A 19,027-nucleotide genomic window follows, 5' to 3' on the forward strand; every position below is an offset into this window, starting at 1 on the left:
TCTGTAGCTAAAGTACCTTTAAAAGGTATAAATTTCAAGGAATCTCCAACTAATAAAATCTATTGATGTATGAAAATATTTGATGATAAACACATTAAAAATGTGGCTTTTGTCGGTACCCATCGGGCAGGCAAAACCACCTTATCTGAGACCATGCTCTATGAAGCAGGACTCATTAACCGAAGAGGCACTGTAGAGCAACAAAATACAATATCGGATTACCATGAATTTGAGCACCAACGCGGTGCTTCTGTTTTTGCAACACCTTTGCACACAGAATGGCGTAATTATAAAATCAATATTATTGATACTCCTGGTCTCGACGATTTTATTGGCGAAATTATGTCGTCAATTAGAGTCGCAGATACAATAGTTACTGTAATTAATGCCAAACATGGAGCAGATATAGGAACGGAGATTATTTGGAATTATGTAGACCGTTACCATAAACCCATTCTTTTTGTAATCAATAAAATCGATAGTGAAAAAGCTAATTACGAAATGGCTGTTACTAGCCTGAAAGAACTGGTGGGTACTAATGCTGTTTTGGTCCAATATCCAATTAAGATTGATGGGGCACAATGTATAATAGATGTGCTTAAAATGAAATGTTACAAGTTTGGACCAGATGGCGGTAAGCCAGAAAAGTTACAAATTCCCGACAATCAGTTAGAATATGCTAACACCTTACATAATGAACTTGTTGAAAAAGCAGCCGAGAATGATGAAGAATTAATGGAACTTTATTTTGATAAGGGCTCTCTAAATGAGGATGAATTGCGCAAAGGGATTAAGCTTGGAATGCTTAATCACGACTTCTTTCCTATATTTTGTGTTTCTGCATTAAAAGATATGGGAACAGGGCGTCTAATGGGTTTTATTGATAATGTGGCTCCAGCTGCAGCTGATTTAAAACCAGAACAAACCATTGAAGGTGATTTAATTACACCAACTATTGAGTCTGATACATCACTTTTTGTGTTTAAGACCATTTATCAGCCCAATTTAGGACAAATCACATTTTTTAAAGTAATGTCTGGTGAGGTAAAGTCCAACGATAAATTGTTCAATACCAGAACGGGTGAAAGTGAAACGCTCAATCAACTTTTTATTATGGATGGCAAGAACAAACACTCCGTTGAGAAGTTAACGGTTGGTGACATTGGAGCAACCACAAAACTGAAATTCACGGATACCAATGATACGCTTGCAAGTAAAGCAGAATCTGGTACTATTAGGCCTATTAAGTTTCCTCAACCGAGATTGGTAAAAGCGGTATTCGCTGAGACCTCGACTGAAGAAGAAAAACTTAGTGAAGCGCTTAAGCGCATACATAGTCAAGATTTAACAGTGGATTTAAGCTATAATACTGAAACGCATCAAACGCTAGTGGGTACTCAAGGGGAGCTTCATCTTTCAACGTTAAGCTGGCTACTCGAAAACGTTTACGATGTTAAAGCTAGATTTGAATCACCAAAAATATCCTACAGAGAAACCATACAGCGCAGTGCTACGGCAAATTACAGGCATAAAAAGCAAAGTGGTGGCTCTGGACAGTTTGGTCAGGTACATCTTAAAATTGAACCGTATTACGACGGTATGCCAGAACCTGAGGGCTTTTCGTTAAGGGGTAAAGAAGTTGTGGAATTACCTTGGGATGGTAAATTAGTATTTTATAACTGTATCGTTGGTGGTGTTATTGACCAACGCTATTTACCGTCTATAAAGAAAGGGATTTTGGAAGTAATGGAGTCGGGTCCGCTAACAGATTCTTACATACGCGATGTACGTGTTATGGTTTATGATGGTAAGATGCATTCTGTTGATTCTAACGATATTTCGTTTAAGATTGCAGGAGCCCACGCTTTTAAAGCAGCATTTCTAAACGCCAATCCAAAGTTATTGGAACCAACAGAACTAATGACACTTCGTGTACCAGAACAGATGATAGGTAATGTGATGACAGAATTGCAAAGTAGAAGAGCTGTCATCCAAGGTATAGAAACAGAAGCACATTATCAAATACTGAAATGTGTAATTCCGTCAGCTGAATTAACGGATTTCTCTAGTCAATTACGATCTATAACACAAGGAAGGGCAACCTATTCTATAGTATTTAATAATTATAGCCCTGTGCCTAATCATATTCAAAAAGAACTCATAAAAGAAAAAGATTTAATAACCACATAAACTCGTATATATGGAAGCTAAAGTTAGATATTTAAGTGATTTGCGATTTAATATCGAGACATGGAAGCGTGAGTTGCGTTTTCATTTAAATGAAATGGATACATTCCAAGAAAAGTTAGAGGAAATCGTACAACGTCATGAAGACCCAATGGTTTTAATTAAATTAGAGGTTTTTCAAAACCGTATTATGATTGAAAAGAATGCAATTTCTAAATTATTGCATCGCTGCAGAAATAAAATTGCAAACATCAACAATGCCAATTTCAATGAAAATATAGATGGAAGACTTCAAAATGAGCAACGAACTCTAAAGGATGATATGCGTACTTATATTAAGTTGCATTATGACCTCAAAGAGGAAATGATGGACTATTTTCTAGATGTCTTATAAGTTTATTCTAACTAACTAAATCAAAAAAAGCCAAATTTTTAAATTTGGCTTTTTTTATGTCGTTTTGATTTATTGGATTATAACTTTTTTAATAAGTTTTTCTTGGCTGTATCCAATGAGTTCTACAATATAGATACCAGGACTCAAAGAAGAAACATCAATAGAACTAATGGTATTATTAATATTAAGCGAATGTATTTTTACTAACCTACCATGTAAATCATACAGATTTGCATCTGTTTTACTCATTAATTCACCTATAATATCAATAGTTTGATTTTCATTATTAGCTATAATAGCTAATTTGTCAAAAGGATTATCACTCAGATTCAATGCACTAGACTCAAATCTTAAATAGAAGCGTCCTTGACCTGATAAATCATCAGCTGCCGTAAATGAATAATCGTTATTGTTTAATAAAGTTAATGTGTTATAATCCATATCTTCTAAATAAACATTTACTGATTGAGGTAAATCACTCTGTGCTATTGAAATAGTGATAGTCTGACCTTGGCTGGCATTAAGACCCAATGGAATGGTGATGCTGTTCATGTCATTAGCACCAAGTGCCTGAATGGCAAACGGCATGCCTGTATCATTTTCAACCAAATGCGAATAAATAGAATAGGGAGGAGCCGACCCACCAAATAAAGAGGCGTCATATCCAGGATCTAATCCACTAGAGGCATTACTATTAAAGAAAAATTCAGTATTAAAAGTTTGGGTTTGTGCGTTGGCTTCGAGTCTGAGATAACCAAAGTGAGCAGATTGACTATTTCTGCCAAGAACAAAATCGTCAACATTTCCTGTTCTCCTCATACTTGGAGTAAAAGTTATGGATGCTCCACCAGGTTTAGACTTAACAAAGAAGCCTTGACCAGGAGCTATTAAACGTTCCGTAGAAAGCGCATTTAAAATCTCCCATTTACTTCCGGAGCTACTTCCATTATATCCATAAACGGCGCGAGAAGCACTATTCTCTAATTCGTTTTCGTTTAAAGTAAAGAAATCATCAAAACTTATATATGATGCATATGGATTTCCAATAAGATTCCAACCATCAAGTGAAGACTCTGAGGTAGTGATAGGCATGATTACATCAGCTGTTTCAACTAAACCTGTAAACGTAAAAGTAGTACCATTAATAACATCTTCAGAAGCATCTCTTGCTGTTCTGTAGCCTTTACCCATGACAATAGGTTCGTTGAGGTCGGTTGACATGGAATAGGTTTCATACTCACCGGAAACCTCGTTGAACGGCCCAAACAACTTTTGGTTAGTGTCATTAGGATTTTCAAAAATATTTGGGTTTGTAATCGCTAAATTACCAAAGGTGTTTCCAACAAGAGGCGAAGATACCAAGTCGTTAGAATTAAAAGCATTAATGTGGCGTTTGTAATTTATAGTACCAGCACTTGAACCATCAACTATTAAACTCGAAAATTTAGTTGAAGTCGACAATAATTCTACCACACCATTATTAACCAGGTTACCATGAACTTTTATGCTTCCTCCTTGCTCAATAATCACTTTAGCACCGACGGATACCTCGAGATTGTTAACTTCAATGGCTTCGTCTTCGGCAATTATATAGGTTCCATTACCTACATATACATCTTTTGTCTCAGTTGTATTTGTTGGTTCATCGCCATTTTTCCAAGATTCATTGCAGTACAGATAAGCATCGTTAGCAATATTTAATCCACAAGAATTGTCTAACGGTACATATTGTATAAGAGTGGCTTTAGGCGTTGTTGCAGTGTCATCGACAGGATAGCTAGATAGACCACCTCGACCTCTTAGATGAATTTTTCTTACATCGTTGCTGCCATCACTATAAACTTGTACCATAATTTCTTCGGCAATAATAGGGATTTGGTCTGGTCCTCCCCATTCAAAAATACCAGCATCAATCCATCCACCTTGTCCTTCATCAAGTGTAATCCAAATAGCATCCTTAAAATAACTAATTCGCCACATAGAATTGGGCTGTGGTTGATTGCTGTAAACACCTCCAAAAGTGATGTAATTCACATATTTTGGTTCATCCCATTTAACCTTCCAGAAAAAAGCTTCATCAATAGAAATAGTGCCCAAATTAAAGCCTGAAGGGACTCCGTATTCGTTAAATGTCGTAACAACAGCATAATTGTCAATTACTGGATCGTATAAAATATCAATTGGATTTCCACGTCCGTTGGATTGGGTTACACTACCGCTTAAAGCAGCATCAGTAGTTAGTCCAAGATTAATCATATCGTCTGGCAGATTATTAGGCGTCCCAGTTAATCCACAACTCACTGGCGCTGTAAAAAAGCTATCTGCTGTGTAGATACATTCTGTATTATTAGAAAAGTAAGCGTTTAAATCAACCGAAGTGCCGTCTGGGTCTAAGTTACTCAAGGTAATTGTTTGGGGACTTCCGGTAATTTCAAAGGCTTCACCATTAACTACTAGAGTACCACTTGCTGGTGGCCTTGTATATGATACAGTTAATTCTTGCGTGTAGGTATTGGTTAAAGGTTCACAATTGCTCTGCACACCTAAAGTAATATCTGTAATCAAACAAACGTCAAGCTGATTTATCCAGTCTTCAATTAAATCCACAGCAGGCTGGTCCACAATAGACTTTGCCAAAGGCGGCATCATAATCGCTGGATCTACGCTTTCCATTCTATGGAATAAAATAGATTTTGATGCATCACCTTGATATACAATTTCTTCATCTGTAGCAATGCCTAAAGGACTTAATATTCCAGCAGTTAACAAACCTGTTTCACTTATGGATTTAAATAACCTCAAATCAAAATTTGCTCTATTATTATTGTCTGATCTATGGCAATAGGCACAATTTAAATCAAAATAAGACCTTGCTTTTTCATCTAGAGTGGCATTAGGGTCGCCTAAGGCTTTATTGGATAAAATATTTGGTGTGTCTGCGTCCGTTATATTTTCTTGAATGATTCCTAAATGACTTAAGGTAACCAATTGATTACCGGTAAGGCCAGTTTCGTCATAAGTGTAGTCTGTATTTAAGTATCGCGATCGTAATCCAAGACCTCCTTTATTTGCAGAATTATGACAGGTTAAACAATCTGAGTTTGATGGGAAATACCACTCTTGTATCCTTGTGTCATCATTGATTGTTGCAATTTCTACAGGCTCAATTAAAGCAGAGGTTTGCAATACAGCGTCGGTTTGGTCTTCATTCCAGTTATAGGTTAAGAAATACATCTCTCCATTTTGGTCTACAATAGAAAACCGAGTTTCTATTTTCCTGGTTATAGAAGGGTCATCATCATCAATTTGAAGGTCGAAATGTTTTACGATTACAGTTCCCGGAGGAAAATCCCAATCACCATCTTCTGAATAGTCAATACGCTCTCCCGCTGAGTCGTGAGTACCATCATTAGGGATAGCTATCCATCGGCGTTTTAAAGCACCGTCTGACCAAAACGACTCGTACAACTCATAAGGTATAAATCCATCATTGACTTCTAGCGAAGACATATTGGAAAATACACCGGTTTCAGATAGTGTTTGAGGTACAGCACTGTAATCCACCTGATTTTGTATGAGTTTGTATAGATTTGTTGGCTCAAATGAATATGTGTTATAATTAAGATTTAACCTAAGCAGGAACAACTCTTTATCGTAATCTTCACCAAAAGCAATAATATCTTGAGGTTGAAATGTTCCAATTTGTTCATACTCGCCAGTTTCAATATCAACTGAGAAAATCTCTTCACCGTCTCCGTAGTCAGAACAAAGATATTTTCCTTTTAGTTCAGGAATGTCATCACCACGATATACATAACCTCCAGTAATAGAATTAAATTCGTTTGGTGCAAAGGCAACTAATGGCTCTGTATGAGGCATTCCATCATATAAATTACCACCATAGCATCTTGGGCCTGGTATTAGGCCTTCAAATTCTGGCCAACCATAGTTAGAACCTGATTGAAGCACATTAACTTCTTCATGAGTGTTAAGGCCTACGTCTCCGATATAGAAAGTGCCTGTGGCGCTATCTTTAGTCATTCTGAAAGGGTTTCTTAGACCAATACTGTAATATTCTTCGAAATTGGAGCCATCTGGACTTAAAAATGGATTGTCATTTGGAATCCAATATTCCAATCCAGTGATTTCATCAAACTCCCCAGCATCACCTGGTTTTTTTCTTGTTGGTGGATGGCTTTTAGAAGGGTCTTTATCCACATCTAATCGCAGCACACCTCCTTTTAAATTACTACTTATATCTTGTGATGTTTGCCATGCAGCCATATCGCCTGTAGTTAGATACAGGAACCCATCATCTCCAAAACCAAGTCCACCACCATAATGAGTTGTGCCGTATAACCTGTTCTTAAGGAGAATTGTTCTAGAACCATTAATAAATGTTAAATTAGTTGGATCAACTTCAAAACGTTCTAGAATTAGAAAGTTACCCTGATGCTCATTTAAACCCCAATCACAGCTTTGCCCAGTATATTGTCCAAAGCCTGGTAAATCTTGGCCTTGGGCATTTTTTGTAGCATAATAAACGTAGAAAAAATTCTTTGGGTTAGTCCCTGCATTGAAATTGGGGTGAATAGTTAAACCTAAAAAACCACCGTCAGATACTATGCCTACCTCAGCAGATAAATCAAGTAAAGAATTTTTTGCTGTGGTTGTTTCATTATTTTCAAACCAAAAAATTTCACCATTTAATTGTCCAACGACAATTCTGTTTTGATTTGGTACAGTATTAAAGGTTATAGGTGTTGTAAAAAACAAATTTGGAAAAGCAATACGATATGGCTCTCCAAAATTAGGATCTGCAGGAAAAACAGTATTTGCATAAGGGTCTATAGCCTTAGCTGTAAGGAGTCCTGGACCAACAAAATAAGGGATTGCACTGAATAGAACAAGGGAAGCAAGAACAATAATAGAAACTCTAATCTTTTTCGATTTGGGTTTTAAAAAGGTGTAAAAACTTCCAATAGGTTTTTTGGAAATAACGATTTTCATTTTGTATATACTGATTAATAGCTGATTAAATGTATCATAAAGGCGCAATCCGTCCTAAAAATTCCGATAAAAACACGCAAAAAACGATGAAGGTTGTTAAACCCTACTAATAGACTGTTAGCTTCTTAAATTCTCTAAAATCAATGATTATTATTTAATAAAAACCTTAAAATTTCATCAATAAAGTCAATTGAAATGTGAGTGATTATCCTTTTTTTCTAAAAGCATAATTAACAGATTTTTAAATCAATTATCTAACAAGAATGATTAAATTTATAATATGGCTAAGAAGATATTTCAGATTGTAGTTTTATGTTCTATTTCACTCTTTTCCTGCAGTAGTTCAAAGGAGCGTGTTGACAAGATGAGTTTAGAGCAATTAGAACAATTGATGAACCTAAGATTAATTGAATTCAGTGCTGAGTCGGCTTTGCCGCTGTTAACTACAGATGTAATGAAGGTGAACAATGCCCTATTAAGTAGCAGAGGTGACAGTCCGTCTAGAATTATGTTAGATAAGGGCTATTATTTAAAAATTAGAAAGGATTCTTCAGCCGCGGAGTTACCGTATTTCGGTGAAGTAAGAGTTGCCAACTATGATTTTGGTAATAATAGCAACATCATTTTTTCGAGTACAATTCGAGATTTAAATATTAAAAATCACAAAAACAAAAAACTTGTTGTTACTTATAAAATAGAGTCAGGCAAGGATTCTTATAATATTGAGCTTGATATTTTTCCTAGTAAATCTGCAAATCTTATTATAAATGCCGTTCGCAGAAATCAAATTACATATCGAGGCAAAGTGAAATTTTATAACAATTTAGAAGATCTCCAACTGCGAAAATAACAATTGAAGCATTAATACTTTTATCTGTAATAACTTCTGCTAGATCCCTTTGTACAAGCACAATTACTTATCCCTTGAAGGAAGTCTAATCCAATTGTAATCATATGCGTACCAGAGTTATATCCTGCCAACTCGTTAACGGTTAATTGGTAGGAGTAAGCAAAGTAAATCTTACCTTTTTGTATCCCTGCCATTGGTCCTATATTTAGTGGGTCAAAAAATTGGTCGTTTAAGAATCTATATGAGCCACCAATCCAATAATAATCACCATTGCGTTGTAATTTCCTGAATTTAAAATTAACATCTGTACTTGATCGTCTATCGCTATTAAACAATTGAAAGAATACAGAAGGTTCAAATTCTACACTTTTATTGGTTTTGCTACCAATAACAATACCAGAGTATAATTGATAATTTAATAATCGACTAGGTTCTAATCCAGTGAATGGATCAGTGTCTTTTTCAATAAGGTTATTGGCATTTAAACTAAGAAAAAAGCCACCGTATCTATAAAGAATACCAGCATCAAAATTATTATTAGAAATAGCTCTGTCTCCATTAATGCTTGGGTCTAGAATTGGGATTTCGTAAGTAGTATTGAAATTTTCAACATCAATTCTAAAGCTATTTATATTATAGGAAATTCCGAATGATAAAAATTGTTTGGTTTTGTAGTCTAAGGTTAAGTGATGGGCAAACGAGAATTTAATTCCTTTCTGTCGTGTGTTTCCATTTTTGTCGTTGTAAGCAGAGACACCTAAACCAGAGCGATTTGAAATACGAAAATCTGCATATATCGATTGATTATCTGGAGCATTTTTGATACCTACCCATTGGGTCAGTCCGTTTGCCCTTATTTTTAAATTATCCCCAATTCCAGCGTACGTTGGCGAAACCACAAAATCATTATCGGCAAGGTATTGCGTAAAAACAGGTAGATTTAGTTCTTGCCCAAAAGCATTAGCTGTTAAAAGAATAATTAGGTATATCGTGAGTTTTTTCATCATTACTTTCATTTGTATTACACTAATTATCTGTAAAGTGTAAAGTGTCCAACAAATTCCTTATCTATATTAGAATCATTGGTTTTTACTACAAACCAATAATCTCCTGTTGGCAATTCGGTGCCGTTATATCTCCCGTCCCAAACTTGGCCCACTCTATATGTAGCCACCATTCGTCCATATCTATCGAAAATATCGAAGGTGAGATTAGGATAATTTTCCGTACATCCCGGAGCCCAAGTGTCGTATTGACCATCGCCATTTGGCGTAAACCAATTAGGAATACAGATTTCTATGAATTCCATTTCAATAGTGGCGATAGCCGTACAGCCACTACTATCGGTAACTAATACTTCATAAAGGCCAGACTCTGCGATTATAAAGGTGTTTTCGTCACCATAGTCTTCACCGTTCAAAGCATAGGTGTAATCACCATAACCACCAGTTGTACTCGCGGTAAAGGTGTTTAGACCATCTTCAGTAAGAGTTAGCGAAAGAGGTATATACGGTTCTATATCAAACAATTCAGTAGTCTGTATACAACCGTTACTATGTCTTACCTCGATATAATGATCGGTACCCACAGCAACATTGTTAAATACGTTGCTCACTTGGAAGGGGCCACCATCTAGAGCATAATCTAATTCCGATACATCCATTGTTGTATCATCTATTATAACTGTGACAATATTTCCTTGCGAGTTGTTTTCACAAGTATATTCTAGTTCAAGAAGTGGATTAATACTAACCGACTCAGGGAATGTTATATTCCATTGAGATTCACAGCCTTCGGCATCTCTTATGTACACAATGTGATCGCCTCCAGGAAGATTAGTAAAGTCAAATTCTGTTTGTGTTGTATTTCCAGTAGTGTAGGGGCCATCATAGTTATCCAAGCTTACACTATAAGGCATATTTCCTCCAGAAATATCTATACTAAATTCTCCATTAGCATCTCCATCACATAATTCAGGGAAAATAGAATTTTGCACAATACTTAGTATCACAGGTTCTGGTTCTGTTATGGTAAAATCAAATGTGATAAAGCAACCCAATTCATCTTGGGCAATCGCCTGATAATCACCGGGAGCAAGATTCTCAAAAAGGTTACTTTCAAAGAATTGATTAAGTTGTGGTGAAATGGCGTATTTTATAATACCTGTTCCTCCAGACGCGGTTATTTCAGCAAATCCATCTTCGGTACCTGTGCAGGTTACATCACTAATAGCTATGGATGCATCTAATGGGGCACTTGGTTCTGTAATACTAATTGGTGAAGATGTTGTGGTACAATCTGCACTTTCTACAACTACAATGTAATCACCTACTGTTAGTTCTGTAAAAATTCCTGGCGAGTTTTGTGCAGCTGTTAGAGTGTTCCCCAAGCCGTCTTGTAAGGTGTAAACATAAGACCCTAATCCTCCTTGCGCACTCGCAATAATCGAGCCTGTATTATCTCCGGCGCAGTTTATGGTTGGATTAACAGAATCTAAATTTATAATTAAATCAGGAATTTCTTCAACAGTAATTTCATTTGATACTGTTGTTATGCAACCGTTATTATCTCTTACATAATAACTATATGTTCCAGGTCCAACATCGAAACTTGTGGAGTTTGCGAATGTACCAAGTATCGTGCTAAATGAACTGTCGCTAGCGTAGGTATAAGGCCCTGTGCCTCCTGTGGTACTTAAGGTCAATGAAGCTTGCACAGTACAGCTTGGATTGCTTGAAGCTATTAAATTAGATTCAATTGGTGAAGGCTCATTTATAACTATATCTAAAGATGTAAATGAGCATCCAAATCCATCAGTAATCGTAATGTTATAAGTCCCTTGCCCAAGATTATTGAAAATATTGGATGTTTGTGGACCTGAGCTACTTACAACGGGACTTACTGTATTTAGCGTATAAGTATAATTCAATCCTTGGCCTCCTGTAACATTAGTAACAGTAATTGAAGCATTCTGATCACCAAAACAGTCTAAAACTGTTGTGCTCGGATTAAATAAAGCATCAATTGGTAGTGGCTCTTCTAATGTGATTGAAGTGGAAGCAATACAACCTTCAGCGTCTCTCAAATTTAAAGTATAATTACCGGCTGATAAACCTTCAAACACATTATTAGAAGAATACGGTATTGTTATATTTCCTGTCAATTCATATTCATAAGAGCCCCAACCTCCATTTGCTATTGCCGTAATGGTGCCTTCAGAATTAGAACAGGTGACATTAGACGTTTCTGAAGCTGAGATTGTTAATGGTTCAGGGGGTGAAACTATAATTACGTCGGTTGAAACATCACAAAAAGGTGCATCAGTTTGTGTAACTACAACATCATACAATCCGGCTTCGAGTCCCGCAATTGACACTGGATTTGTCGATGTATTAGCATTTACAAGTCCTGTTACAGAGACTCCTGAATTGTTAAATACTTCATACGTGTAATTACCTGAATAGTCACTAATGGTTAAGTCAAAAGTTCCTGAGTTATCGCCAAAACAGCTTAAAATAGTTGGCGAAACGGATAGCGTTGGAGCAATCGCCTCTGGAATTACAACTGTCACATCTTCGGAACAACCAGTAATATTGTCCAAAACCGTAATTGTGTAGTTTCCTGAAGGAATACCACTTATAGAATTAGAAACTATGCTTATTGATGGAGCTGTAGGTATAATACTATAAGCGAAATCTCCTGATCCACCAGAAGTATTAATACTAATTACACCATCATCATTATTACACGAAGCTTCCGTAACTAGTGTTGGTATAATATCTAATGGTGGCAGTATATCGATTGATATGGCATTACCACAGCCATTAGCATCCTGAATTTCAACCGTATGATTACCTGAGAAAAGATTGTCAATTGAGAACGGTGCACTAATGGTCTGGAAAGCACCGCCATTGATACTGTAGCTGTATGGAGCTATTCCAGGAGTATCTAAAGTCACGTCAATTGAGTAGTTACCATCAGTTATGGTACAAGGGTCAGTCACCACTGCAGATATTGTTGGCGATGGGTCTTCAGGTAAAGCTACTAATTCTGTAACAATACAACCGTAGGCATCAATGGTATGAACATAATAATTGCCACCATCTAAATTAAATACGCTGTTAGAAGCCCAGTTTGGATCTGTTTCTGTAGGTACAGTTGCTGTAGTAGTCACTTGGTAGAGATAAGGAGGTGTTCCATTTTGTGCCACTGCACTAATCTGCCCTGAATTTGGGTTACAATTCGCATTGTTATTTATTAATACCGTTAAGTCTAATGGAAATTGAGATTCTGTAATATTAAAAGGTACACTTACAACTCCACACCCAGCATTTGGGCCAGAAGTTTCAGAAATTAAAACATAGTAATTTCCAAAAGGAAGCGGGCCTAAGTTGGATATGCTCAAGGTTCCATTGGCCGGCACAGAACCAGTACCACTAATACCTGATGAAACTTGGGACAACGAATCGAAAACTTCATAACTAATATTAACGGAGCTCCCGTAAATACTATTAATATCGAAGGAAACGTTACCGTCTGCACTGCCTGTACAGCTAATATTATTAGAAGCGAGTGCTGTTACAGAAAGTGTTGAATTGGTCGGTATTGGTGCAGTAGCAGGTTCATAATAACTACAGTTTGTAGATTGGTCAAATACAATAAATGTATAACTCACTCCTGGTGTTAAACCATAAAATGTTGCCGATTGACTTCCTGCAGTATCTTCTGGAATCCAAGATCCCGGAGGGTTGGGATAAACTGAGATAGGACCCTGATAAATACTAAAAAAGAAAGGTCCTGTACTACTCAAAGATGAACCTACACTCACAACGGCTTGTCCACCCATTGTGCAATCTACAGAAGTCGCAATATTTATATCTAAATCAGTTGGGGGTGAAGCGACTAAAACATCCTGCTGTAAAACAGAACAACCATTGGCATCTACAATATTTATTTGATAAAGTCCAAAGTCAACAACATCAAAACTTACAGATGTTGTACCTGTTGCATTGAACTCTGAGTTGGCATATCCATTGGTGCCAGTTACAAAGTAGTTATAGGGCGCTGTACCACCTGTAACACTGTCAACAATAATTGAACCTTGTGAAACACCACTTGCGGTACATGTAATATCTACAGTACTGTAATTTAATACTATAGGATTTGGCTCGGCGATACTAATGGCTTGTGATGCTGTACAAGCATTAGCGTCAGTTACTGTAATTAGGTAATCTCCTGCTGGCAGGCCACCAGTTTGCGTTCCGTAGTCTGTACTTGTCGTAGAATTAAATACATTAACCGTAAAAGGAGGCGTACCAGAAGAATTGTCTATGGAGATATCCAAAGCTCCCGTCGCATCGCCGTGACATAAAATATCTTGAGCTGATGCAATAGACTGAATAATGGGAGGTTCAACGGGATTGACTAAAATCTCTGATGAAATTGCCGTACAACCATTACCATCTGTAATTTCAAATTGATAGGTTCCTTCTTGTGATGTATTATACGTAAATGTCGTAGCGGTACTACCCAAATCCGTAAATGCGCCACCATTAAAAGAAACAGCATATGTAAATGGTGGAGTGCCTGATAAGTTACCTGTAAAAATGGCATCTGGAGTTGCCGTACAATCCAAACCTTCTGTTAAAACTACGTTTACTGCGGGATTTGGAATTGGGCTTATAGTATAGGATTCGCTATAAACACAATCATTTTCATCACGAACTTGAAATGTATAGGTATTAGGACTGAGATTATTGAAAACATTAGAAGCCTGATAAGGCGTAGCTAAGGAGGTAGGGGCTATAATTTGGTATTCTAAATTGCCTGTGCCACCAATAACGTTAGTTATAGTAATATTTGCTGTATTGTTTGGACAAGTAACAGCTGTACTGCTAAAGTCCATGTCTGTAATTGGATTTAATGGATTTATAATAATCTCATTTGTGGCGAAGAAACAATTGCTAGCATCTAGAATAGTAACTGAATATGTTCCGTCGCTTAAGCCATTAAATGTATTGCTAGGCTGAAAGTTGACACCATCAAGACTGTATTGATAAGGAGGTGTCCCTCCCGTTACACCAGTAACAGAAATCGTACCCGTAGATGTACAGGAGAAAGGAGCACTAAGTTCAGCAAGACCGGTTATTTCAGGGGTAGCAATTATAGTAACAGATTGTACAAGCGTATTACAAACCGATGCACCAGATGTATACTCTATAACTACATCATAATCGCCTGCGCTAAGACCAGTGAAAACAGATGAAGCGACAAAAGTTGTGCCACCATCTATACTGTAGGCTAGGCTATTTCCATTAGGATTTGTAACATTAATACTAATTGACCCTGTGTCACCAGCGTTACCACATAGAATATCAGCGGTGTTAATTGTGAAATCTGGTTCTGGAATGGTTCCAACCTCAACAGTAGTTGTGGCTTCACAATTATTACTGTCGATTACTAAAATATTATAAGTGCCTGGTGCGGTAATTGTAAACTCAGGAACAGTTTGAAAATCAACAGTACTATTTACAAAATAGAAATAAGGTGGTGTTCCTCCTTCTGGATAAATAGTGATTTCTCCATCAGTACAATTAAGCGGAGATGTAACAGCAGCTGTAACCGTAAGAAGAGGTGGCTCAACTATAGTTATATCTTCAGTATATAAACATCCATCCTCAGTTTCAACTGTAGCTGTATAGGTGCCTGGATTTAAATTTTCAAAAGTGTAATTGTTATCCATAGTAGGGCCAACACTATTTACGGGATTGCCGCCACTGGTTAATGTGAAAAAATATTGTGGGTCTGCATCATTAGCTGCAAGTTGAATATTACCAAATCCACCATTACAGAACGGCTGTACGATGGTTGAAGTCACGTTGAAATCTCTTGCTCTTATTTGAACATCTGGCACCGTAAATACACATGGATTAGTATCTACACCAATTTGTCTGATATAAACGGTATAGAAGCCTGGTGTGTTTACTGAAAACACATTACTGGTCTGGAAATTAATATTATCTAAACTGTATTCGTAGCCAGACGGCACATTATTGACGGTAATGCTTCCAGGAGTGGTACAAATGATATCTGTAGATGTTACAGTTGGCTCAAGAAGATTTTCATAAACATTAAAATAGAATTGAACAAAACAGCCACCTTCATAATTAATGGTTATGCGGTATTGTCCAGCAGTATCCGCAAGAAAGTCAGGACCAGTCTGAACTTGATTCCACGTACAGGTAGCATCCTCATTAGCACAATCTGGGTCAGCAACATCAGGACAACTTGATTCGTCTAATTGCTCCCAGATAATTGAAGACGAATCTGAGATATTAGTTTGAATAAATCTGAAATCATTTGCACCACATAAGAAGATGTTAGGTAATAATTTTCCGTCATTAGGACAAGTAACTACCTCATCTGCATATGGTATTACTGGATTGGTTATATTATTACCAAATAATTGCACTTCAAAAATTTGATCTATAGATTGACAAGGTGCAGCGGCTATATTGCGAACATAGTATGTTCCTGAAGCATCAACGGTGATGGTTTGTGTTGTTCCAATTACAGGTGTAAAAGTTGGACTTGTTGACCATATATAAGAGTCATAACCATCTGCGGCAGTTATATCTACAGTGTTGCCACAAAGTGTAACAGTTTCTTGAAAAATACAATCATCTAAATCTGCCAGGAAATTTGTAGTCTGTGGCGAGAGTAAACATCCTGTATTATTACTGTAGCTTGGATCGTCAGTAATAATAAATGAAGGATTAGTCTCACTGCTATAGGTGGCAAAGGCTTGATTTTGAATAAGGTCAGAACAAACATCTACCAATTGTTGGCAGCTTTCAACAACGGTAACTTGGATTCTAATTTCATAAGCAGGGTCAAATTCTTCAACAAGAGAATCATCAATCTCAAAAACGAGTTCTCTTGTAACCGGATCATAGCTCTGTACAGTGACTCCTGATGGTAAGGTTAATCCTGTCGGGTAATCTAAAATAGTATTAATGGGTAATACATCCCTGATGGTAAAATTAATAGCATCATCGTTGCCTGTATTTTGAAAGCCTATGACATAAGTCAATTCTTGACCTAAATCTACAACTTGTCCACCAATATTGTTGCCGAACTCATCTTCAACAATTTTGGTTAAAACAATATCTGGTTCAATAATTTCTACCGAAAACGAGGCTGCAAAAGCACCATAGCCATCACCGTTTGTTGTAAGTTTTAAATCACCAGCTGTTGCATCGTTTGGTATAACAACATTTCCAGGATTAGGAATGTCAACATTATTAATATCCATACCAAGCGTATTTAAACTTGGAGGGTTTCTGTCTATATTATGAACGCCGTTTCTGGTAATTGAAGAATTAAAGAAGTTATTTGCTTGATTTATAGCATCTGAAATTACAGTAAAATTAGGGTTAGTACTTGCCTTGTATTGAAATGAATCACCTGTGATACCTATATCTCCTTCAAGTGCAGCAACACCGATATTGGCATTAACAGGGTAGGGAGCAGGCAATGTTTGGTATCCAGAAACTGGGATATCTAATTCTGCCCCACCTTGTACGCCAGCATAACCATCAAAAAGCGTTATATATTTGCTTGGTAAAATCGGGCTTTCATAGATAACTACTAAAGTCCATCCGGCAGAACAACCTCCCAATCGTCTGCCTCGTGTTGCTCTTAAATTAGCCACAGCATACTCTCCATCTGCTTCGGTTAAGCCTTGAAGCAGGTTAGTAACGTTTTTATAGCAAATTATCGGTGAGTCTTTAAATGAATTTTCTACACCAGGACCGTAATATTCGTAACCATCGAATATAATATCATCCTCTTCTCCTACTGGATCTGCGTCATTGTCTGCAACTAAATCAATATAGCCTCCAGTGGGCAGTCTGAATTTAATTTCGTTCCAATCTTCAAGTCTTGGAGTACCTTGAAATTGAACAGAAGGATTGTTGGCCTCTTCTAGCGGATATACAGAAGCCCAATACAATCCGGCATATAAAATGCGTTTACATGAATTGTCTGTAACTAATTGGGCGCTACTTGAACTAAATATATCTGGATCACCACCGCTTTCTACATTGATATAAACACCTTCTTGATTGTTGTTTATTGCGTTACCATTATATGGCTGCGGCAAACCAGCACCAGTAACAATACTATTGCCTATAAAAACAATATCGCCTTTTACTTTAATGCTTCCGCCGTCGAGCCTTGGTGTAAATGGCACAGGAAGTTGGGCAAAAACCTCTGTAGTGCTTCCTAATATAATTATTGCCAAAGTAATAAATACCGTTCGGTGTCGATTTGCAAATCGAAATGCTATATCATTTTTTTGTTTACATAAGACACTGTAACATGTTGATATGAAATCTAGTATAAAATCTAATGATTTCTGGTTAGTAGGTCTTTTCATGGTTTCCAAATTTGTGTCTAATATCTATTTAAGGGCGAACAGATGTAGACGTGCTTAACTATTAATTTTCAATTTTTACAATAGACATTTTAGAATTATAAGGGAGGCTACCTTTAGATTCTAATGCCTTTGTTGCTTCGGTTATGGTATTGTGTTTTTTACTATATATATAATACTTTGATGTATTTACATCATAGAAGAAATCTATGTTCTTATTGCCTTGAGCAACAATTTTACGTAAGAATTCATCGCGCTTTTCTACGTTGCTATGTACGGCAAGAATCAAATAGTATCCATCATCTGTATTATTAATATTTTTAAGTATTTTAATGTTTTTTCCTTGATCTTCCCCAAAATCAAAGTCGTCACTATTTAAATTCCCATTAGATAGGATAGTAGTCTCCTTAATGCGTTTTAAGGTGGCTCTATCTTGCTGGTATCGTTCATCTTCATTATCAAAAGCCGCGCGTTTGATTCGTCTTCTTCTTTCAAATTCTGTCGCAACGCGGATGGTTTCAAGTTGACTGTCAAGTCGAGATTTTGTTTCTAGAGCTTTAAGCTGTTCAGACTTAAGACGTTTAATTTCTTTTTTATAATAGAGCATAACCACATCATTAGTTATGGTATCACCAATAATAGTTTCTTCATATAGATCCTCTAATTCTTTGATCTTATCATCTCTAGATTTTATTAAAGCATCTAAATCAGCTTTGATATTATTTAACCTGTTGTTCTCTGCAGTAATACTCTTAAAAGGTCTTGGCTTAACGGCAATACCTTTTTCAGAAAGGTCATTTTCTTCTTTTAATGCTTTTAGATCTGCATCCTTTATCAATACCATACTGTCTAATTCCCTTAACAGATTACTTTGCTCTTTAGAAGAGGACTTTGCGTTCTCGGTCATATCTAGCATAAGCTGAGTTCGCTCATCGGTTGAATTTTTAATGATTTCTACTATTTCTATAGAGTCATTTTCCTTTTTGTTTATTTGTTCGGAGAGTATTTCTGCTTCTACTATCGTTTTAGGGTTAGGTCTTTGTGTTTGCGCCGCTGCTTTAGCTTCGGCTTCTTGCTTCGCTTTTTGTTCAGCTAAACGTTGCGCTTCCGCCTGAGCTTTAGCTTCGGCTTCTTGCTTCGCTTTTTGTTC

General features: G+C 36.7%; 6 protein-coding genes and 1 pseudogene. 3 read left to right on the forward strand and 4 right to left on the reverse strand.

Translation table 11 applies throughout. The features are described from left to right. Positions 1–69 precede the first annotated feature (69 nt). Both J4050_RS13670 and J4050_RS13675 read left to right on the forward strand, forming a co-directional pair. The gene (locus J4050_RS13670; RefSeq protein ID WP_208155154.1) at positions 70–2,190 is read left to right on the forward strand and encodes an elongation factor G; all 2,121 of its coding nucleotides are present in this window, start codon (positions 70–72) and stop codon (positions 2,188–2,190) included. A 10-nt stretch (positions 2,191–2,200) separates the two neighbouring features. After that, on the forward strand, positions 2,201–2,581 hold the full coding sequence (locus J4050_RS13675; protein WP_208155155.1) for a hypothetical protein: 381 nt from the start codon (positions 2,201–2,203) through the stop codon (positions 2,579–2,581). Positions 2,582–2,650: 69 nt separating this feature from the next. Here the strand turns inward: J4050_RS13675 and J4050_RS13680 are convergent, their stop codons facing one another. Next, positions 2,651–7,591, reverse strand: a complete 4,941-nt coding sequence (locus J4050_RS13680) for a DUF8693 domain-containing protein (protein WP_208155156.1) — start codon at positions 7,589–7,591, stop codon at positions 2,651–2,653. Positions 7,592–7,871: 280 nt separating this feature from the next. Between J4050_RS13680 and J4050_RS13685 the strand changes: the two genes are divergently transcribed. Continuing rightward, positions 7,872–8,441: a DUF4251 domain-containing protein gene (locus J4050_RS13685; protein WP_208155157.1), complete on the forward strand. Its 570-nt coding sequence runs from the start codon at positions 7,872–7,874 to the stop codon at positions 8,439–8,441. A 20-nt stretch (positions 8,442–8,461) separates the two neighbouring features. Here the strand turns inward: J4050_RS13685 and J4050_RS13690 are convergent, their stop codons facing one another. The 3 genes and pseudogenes from J4050_RS13690 to J4050_RS13700 all read right to left on the reverse strand — a co-directional run. Next, complete coding sequence (locus J4050_RS13690) at positions 8,462–9,445, reverse strand: PorP/SprF family type IX secretion system membrane protein (RefSeq protein ID WP_208155164.1); 984 nt, start codon at positions 9,443–9,445, stop codon at positions 8,462–8,464. Between the two features lie 26 nt (positions 9,446–9,471). After that, positions 9,472–17,880: a T9SS type B sorting domain-containing protein gene (locus J4050_RS13695; protein ID WP_208155158.1), complete on the reverse strand. Its 8,409-nt coding sequence runs from the start codon at positions 17,878–17,880 to the stop codon at positions 9,472–9,474. Between the two features lie 61 nt (positions 17,881–17,941). Continuing rightward, positions 17,942–19,027 (reverse strand): annotated as a pseudogene (locus J4050_RS13700) (PorP/SprF family type IX secretion system membrane protein); the annotation flags it as partial.

Origin of the sequence: Winogradskyella pelagia, assembly GCF_017581965.1 — a bacterium.
GTDB classification, from domain to species: Bacteria; Bacteroidota; Bacteroidia; order Flavobacteriales; family Flavobacteriaceae; genus Winogradskyella; species Winogradskyella pelagia.